The following is a 6,340-nucleotide window of genomic DNA, read 5'->3' as shown; positions in this document are numbered from 1 at the left end:
CAGGGCGTCCGGGGCAATAAAGGCTGTCGAAGATCGAGTGTAAAAGGGCGACTTGGATGTCCCGTTTTACATCACGAGATCAAAGACACGCTTGTCCTCAATTCTTTTAATGATCCGGTAAAACTCACGGAGATGGAACTGCAGATAAGCGGGAGTATTGGTATAGCAGTCGTACCAGATGATGGCGAGGAAGCCGATCTATTGCTGCGATATGCTGATAGTGCCATGTACATGGCAAAGGAAGCCGGACGCAACCAGTTCAGTTTTTTCACCTCGGAACTTGCCGACAACTCAGCGAACTACCTGGCCCTGGGATCCAGTTTACGCAAGGCCATTACAGAGCAGGAACTGGTTCTTCGTTACCAGCCTCAGTACAGACTGGAGGATGAAGCTCTCATAGGGCTTGAGGCGCTGGTTCGCTGGCCGACGGCTGCCCCCGAGTTCCGCAATCCGAATAGCTTCATTCCAATGGCCGAGATAACCGGGTTGATTGAACCAATGGGTATCTGGGTGATAGAGGAAGTGTGCAGGCAGGCAACTATTTGGCTGCAGAAAAAGCTTCATTTTGGTCGTATCGCAATCAATCTATCCAGTCGCCAGCTAAACAATGCGTCACTGGTGGATGAGGTAAAGGATATTCTCGCTCGCTACGAGCTGCCCGGCACTCTCCTCGAGTTCGAGATTACCGAAAGCATGGTTTTTCACGATGGCGGCACCATTTACAGTAACCTAGATACTTTTTCCAGTATGGGTATAGAAATGTCAATTGACGATTTCGGTACAGGCCACTCCTCCCTGGTGAACCTGAAACGGTTACCCCTTAATCGACTCAAGATTGATCGCTCGTTCGTTGATGGTTTAGGCGAAGAGCCGAACGATGAGGCAATCACAGGTGCCAGTATCGCACTTGCAAAAGAACTGGGTTACCAGGTGGTGGCTGAAGGAGTGGAGACAGAAAAGCAGGCTGACTTTCTCCGCCGTCACAAGTGTGATTTTGTACAGGGATACCTCTACTCAAAACCTATGCTGAGTGACGAAGTAGAAGAGTTATTGATTCACAATCACCTGGCACCCGACAGGATAACCCGCTAACCGGCAGTGCACCATGGTGTGTCAATATTCGGCTGTGCAGGTGCCCGATCTACCCTTCAGTCCTCCCATCCAGTTTGGAAGTTTCCGCTGTTCTTGTCCCTCATTTCTTTGCTGCCACTTGAATGCAGGCGAATGACACTGAAACGGTCATTTGCCTGGTGACCGAGTGGTACCGCCTTAAGAAGGAAGCAACGACTTAGCGGGCATGCTCCAGTTGCCGCTTCTACATTCAGTTGGTAATAACCCTCTGCGGTCGTGACCAAAGCGCTGTTGTCGTACCCCAAGGCAGTCATGTCGACCGTATAGGTTGCGTTTGCTGCATAGTGCCTCTCCTGACGATGCGCGAGGTCCATCAGTTCACTCTGGGCATCGAGACGACGTGATTTCAGTATGAATTCGCTATAGTTCGGGTAGGCAATGACTGCGAGAATGGCAATTACAACTATGGTGATAAGGAGTTCGATCAGTGAGAAGCCGCTGTTCTCATCTTGGTGGCCGGGTTTAGTCGACATTAATGACTTCCTCCCACCACAAGGGGATGGGCCTGTATGTGGAAAAGACTGGTATATCAAGGCCAGCACCGACAAAAAGCTTATTGACAGGAGCGGTTACTGTTTGCCCATTTTCTTCTGCTTGAGTTTCGCCGATAAAAAAGATTGAGGGAGCCGGAGGTAGGCCTGTGACGTTTAACTCCAGTGAACGATCAGTTGTTGTGAGATCTGTTGCATCTGCATCAAAATCCCTTATTACAGCTCCTGCAGTACGGAGATTCAGTGCAAAAAAGCGGCTCGTGAACGTGAGATCGGACGGATCACAAACTCCCGCTGCTGGAGTGATACGTCCAGAAAAAGTGGTGAAATAGAGATTGTGATTGTAGAGAAGGGCGCGACTAGCACTCATCTCCCTTTTGGCAAGATCAATATACCATCCGCTTGTGTTCGATAAGAAGTTTTGCGCACTTTGCTGTTCTTCAGTCGTGCCTGACTGAATTAAATTGCTGGTGGCATTATAGAGTGTGTTGCAGTTGTCCGCGTGCGCGCAGCTGGATGCATCTTCAACAATTGGCTGTGGCACCACGTACTCGCCATTGAGACGTTGCGGAGACCAGGGGTGATAATCCTTGACCATGTAGAAACGGTTCTGCACTGAGTGATCCATTGGGTCAGGACGATCGCCGCTTCCTGCCAGCAGGGCATAAAAGCGCTCATTACCGGAGGCATAATAGCCAACTTCCGGCTTGTTGAAAAAGCGCCGGTTACTGTTTGCAGTGCCGCCATTGAGATCGGCCAGAATATAGCCATTAATCTGGTGTGCGCCATCAGTATCGGTGTAGAAATCGATACGGATTATACGGCCGCCCGTGTCGGCGAGGTAGACCCGATCCCAGGTTCCATCATTATCCACATCTACCGGGCGGGCGTCTGCTGCAATGGAATTGGTCATACTAGTCAGTCTTAGAGATGCCCCTCCATGAGATGAAGCCCACCAGAGTCGTTCACCGCTCTCTGCATCGACTATATAGAGCGCATTACCGATATCGTCAGCAACTCTTGCGCCATAGACATTGTCCTGATCCGGATCATAGCCGCCACTGAAAATAATTACCTCGGTATTTACGCCATCAATGAATATGTTACCTGCGTCTGGTTTTGCCCAGGTCTGACCGAGTTGGCTGAAATCTCCCACACCTCCGATGATCTCCCACTTGAATTCCGGGTTGTCTGGATCGGTGATATCGAGAGCATAGTAATTTCTTCCCCCGCGACGCATGCCGAATACGGCTGTGACAGATTCATTATTATTGATGAGGTTGTCGCCATTCGCGTCGTCGTGAAGAATCTCGAGATGGCCATCAAGGCCATAGATGCGCTCAGCGGTTAGATTGGTATCATCCGGATTATCGTATTGATGCTTGATCGTCTTGATATTTTCCATTAACTCATCCGGCATATAGGCCCAAAGCTCTGCACCAGACGCAGGATCGATTGCAGATAATACGCCCTCGGATGTGGTAATCAGCAGTATCGCCTGGGAAGCACCCAATCTGTCCTCGTAATTGAGGAGGGTGGGTGTGGTATGCAGCGGGGCCCCCATAAATCCGTGGCCAGTACTAATCCATTCAAGCAGTTCATTCTTCTCACTTGTATTCGTTACGTCCAGCATCTGCTTGGTAATATCAGGATGTGCCTCGTTTGTAACGAAGTTATATAACCTGTGGGCACTCAATGTGCCTGGTGTCGATCTTCCCCCGGACACATAAGTGTAGAGGTTGCGATTGCCTGTGTGCATTGAGGCGCTTCCGCCTGCCAGTGGATTATTGCCATCAGGACTGCTACTCCAGAAACTCTGGGCGCCTTCGACAAAGCTGTTGTCTGTGTTCAGGGCAGATGCATCATTGGCATCAACCAGTTCAAAATTACCCGCGCTTGTGATCCTGATTTCATATTTTTTCAGGTTGCCGAACCAGAAAGTGTTAACCGTCGGTTTAAACACAGGCAGGTAAAGGCTGTTCTGACTTACTGCGACATTCGACGGATCGAACGGGATGGTAGGCGTGTTGATGCTTGTATCAACGACTGCTTTTGCATCGCGAACAAGGCTTTTTAGAACATCTGTCAACTCATCGGCATTGTCAGCAGTGAAGAAATTTCCTCTCCCTTTTTCGGAAATATACTCCAGAAAAGTATTTGCCAGTGGTGTCGTGTGGAAACCGATCGTATGTGTTGTTACAAATTGTGTACCATCCATTGATGGGATCAGGTCTGCATTCCGCGCATATTCAACAAAATCCGGACTGCAACGACCATCCTGGGGCGTTTCTGTTGCCTCGAACGCATGTCCGGTTGTTTTTTCACTCCATTCGCATTCGGGGTTGGGATTGCCGGGGTCCCGGTCGTCCAGGTGATTATTGGTGTAACCCCAGCCATTCTTCTCAATTGAATTGCTGTTTGGCGCACCATCACTTAACAGGACGATATGGTTCGGCTGGCAATAATTGAGTATCGGGCTGGGAATGTTTTGTTTTACACCTTTGTGCCTGGTCGCTTCAATGCCCTCTTTGTACCACTGTACGGCATCATGCAGGGCTGACGATGTGGGGGTAGACATGTCATGGCCAATCTTATTAATCGCCCATTTTAGCGAATCCCGACCGTTGTCTGATTCCAGGTCAAGGAACCTGGCATAAACCCTGATATCGGCCTTCAGGCATTGTTTTCCATCATCTTTCATTTGACATGAGAGCGGATCACTTATGGGGACTCTCTTGCCTCTGAAACCCATAATTGCCATGTATAGATCATCGTCTGCTTCATCGATAATCGTCCCCATGGCCTTCTTGACCTGGTGTGTGCGCTGACTTGGTTGGTCGTCTTCCAGGAAGCAATCGTGCGGTGGATTTGTAATAAGACACCTGTCGGTGTTGGCACCAAATGCCATGCTGCGTGTGAGCATCAGGTCGTGGTAGAGGTTTTCAAGAGATGAGGTGCTGCGATTACGCTCAATCAGGCTTGCGAAATTTGGTGCGGCAATTGTTACCAGGATCACGAGCAAGATAAGCGCGATCATGAACTCAATCAGCGTGAAGCCAAGCATCTTTTTCATGACGTCGTCGGGACTCCTTTTCCAAACCAGTCGTATTGATTGATATTAAGTATATGTGGGGAGTTATGAAAATGCTAACATTAGAATGTCAACCTAAAGTATTGATATTACTAAAGAGTTAGGTGTATCTGTCAGTCTATTAGCCAGCAAAAAATGGGGGCAAAATCAGTCCTCGGATAATTATTTCTTATTTTTTGAATAAAAATGATGCGCAGCAGCAAATTTCTGCTATTATTCGTTTCAGAAGCTAATTCAACGTTTCTACTCCAACCACTCAGCAGAGTATTGGCGGCTAACACTTTGTTAGCCGCCGTTTTTTTGCCTCGGATTTATTCCGCGATTGGCAGCTTGCCAATCTTGATACGCCACTCTTTCGGGCCGCTCTCTTGAACCGACTCGCCGCGACTGTCGACTGCGACTGTAACAGGCATATCCTTGATCTCGAATTCACGAATTGCCTCCATGCCGAGGTCTTCAAATGCGATGATGCGAGATGACTTGATTGCCTTTGCCACCAGGTAAGCAGCGCCACCGACAGCCATCAGGTAGATGGCGCCATGCTGCTTAATGGCTTCTCGCGCTGCAGGTCCACGCTCGGCTTTGCCGACCATGCCGACAAGACCTGTTTTGTCGAGCATCATATCGGTGAACTTGTCCATGCGTGTCGAGGTTGTTGGGCCGGCCGGACCGACAACTTCATCACCCACCGGATCGACCGGACCGACGTAATAGATAAAGCGGTTTTCGAAATCGACGCCATCAGGGAGTGACTCGCCCTTATCGAGCAACTCCTGGATACGCTTGTGTGCGGCATCGCGACCGGTCAGCAGGTTACCGGAGAGCAGCAGGCGGTCACCCGGTTTCCAGCTGGCAATCTCTTCACGTGTGATCGTATCGATATTCACAGGGATGGAAGCATCATCAGCTTCGTATGTAATATCGGGCCAAACATCCATTGAAGGAGGAGTGAGTACGGCGGGGCCGCTCCCATCCAGGGTAAATTCAACATGACGTGTTGCGGCACAGTTCGGGATCAGTGCAACCGGCAGCGAGGCGGCATGGGTAGGGAAGTCGTTGATCTTGACATCCAGTACTGTTGTCAGGCCGCCGAGACCCTGTGCGCCGATGCCAAGTGCATTCACTTTCTCAAACAGTTCAAGGCGCAACTCTTCCTTGCGGTTGGCAGGCCCAGGTGCCTGCAGCTCGTGAATATCGATATGCTCCATGAGCGACTCTTTCGCAAGTATCATCGCTTTTTCAGCACTACCGCCAACACCGATACCGAGCATGCCCGGTGGGCACCAGCCAGCACCAAGAGTTGGCACAATATCCAGAACCCAGTCGACCAGTGAGCTGCTCGGATTGAGAACCGTAAAGCGTGCCTTGTTTTCCGAACCGCCACCCTTGGCCGCGAGTTTGATTTCAACCTTGTTTCCTGCAACCAGCTCGGTATGTATCACGGCAGGTGTATTGTCACCGGTATTCTTGCGTGCGCCGAGCGGGTCGGCAACCATGGATGCACGCAGCACGTTATCCGGATGGGAATAGGCTTGACTGACGGCAGAATTGACCATCTCATCGACTGTCTGATCTGTTTCCCAGCTGACATCCATACCGATCTTGAGGAATACCACGACCCCGCCTG

At 50.1% G+C, this 6,340-nt stretch carries 4 protein-coding genes; 1 reads left to right on the top strand and 3 read right to left on the bottom strand.

The window, feature by feature from the left end:
- On the top strand, positions 1-1,092 hold a 1,092-nt coding region (locus tag BOW51_RS06410), incomplete at its 5' end, for a putative bifunctional diguanylate cyclase/phosphodiesterase (RefSeq protein WP_135568105.1).
- A gap of 56 nt (positions 1,093-1,148) precedes the next feature.
- Here BOW51_RS06410 and BOW51_RS06405 read toward each other — a convergent pair.
- From BOW51_RS06405 to BOW51_RS06395, 3 genes are all read right to left on the bottom strand, one after another.
- Positions 1,149-1,604: a type IV pilin protein gene (locus BOW51_RS06405; RefSeq protein WP_078476974.1), complete on the bottom strand. Its 456-nt coding sequence runs from the start codon at positions 1,602-1,604 to the stop codon at positions 1,149-1,151.
- Positions 1,594-4,695: a PilC/PilY family type IV pilus protein gene (locus BOW51_RS06400; RefSeq protein ID WP_078476971.1), complete on the bottom strand. Its 3,102-nt coding sequence runs from the start codon at positions 4,693-4,695 to the stop codon at positions 1,594-1,596. The genes BOW51_RS06405 and BOW51_RS06400 overlap by 11 nt, the downstream gene beginning before the upstream one ends.
- Before the next feature lie 329 nt (positions 4,696-5,024).
- On the bottom strand, positions 5,025-6,340 hold a 1,316-nt coding region (locus tag BOW51_RS06395), incomplete at its 5' end, for a fumarate hydratase (protein WP_135568104.1).

Source organism: Solemya elarraichensis gill symbiont (genome assembly GCF_002021095.1).
Lineage (GTDB): Bacteria > Pseudomonadota > Gammaproteobacteria > Chromatiales > Chromatiaceae.
This window is presented reverse-complemented; position numbering and strand designations above follow the sequence as displayed.

Bases quoted from the DNA above. Each gene is read 5' to 3' on its own strand.
- BOW51_RS06400 (WP_078476971.1), bottom strand. From the start codon at position 4,695: ATGAAAAAGATGCTTGGCTTCACGCTGATTGAGTTCATGATCGCGCTT.
- BOW51_RS06405 (WP_078476974.1), bottom strand. From the start codon at position 1,604: ATGTCGACTAAACCCGGCCACCAAGATGAGAACAGCGGCTTCTCACTG.